Raw genomic sequence first — 378 nt, forward strand, 5'->3', positions numbered from 1 at the left:
CTATATCTAAAATCAACGGCAAAAACAGGTTCCAAACGGGAGTTGATCTAAGAACACGAGATTATAATATCAATGATCTTGGCTACTCCAGCTCCACTAATTACCTTACTTATTTTGCGGGGTATAACTACAGGCTATTACAGCCAAAAGGCTTCCTCAATAATATGTTTCTCAATTTCAACCTGCAGCATTTGCGCAGACTGGAGACAGATCTTTACAGCAGGTTTGTTTTCAATTTCAATTCGAGTTTTACCACGAAAAAATTCTGGAATTTTGGCGGCGGATTTGAAACTACTCCCTTCGGAACTCAGGACATTTATGAGCCGCGGGTGGAGGGAAGACATTTTGACATCCCCACCTACTATGATGTATGGGTAT

At 40.7% G+C, this 378-nt stretch carries 1 protein-coding gene; it reads left to right on the top strand.

From position 1 onward, the window contains the following. Positions 1-378: DUF5916 domain-containing protein (locus tag HC175_RS20405; protein WP_235942713.1), on the top strand; the 378-nt coding region annotated here is incomplete at both ends.

The organism is Salinimicrobium oceani (assembly GCF_012037645.1).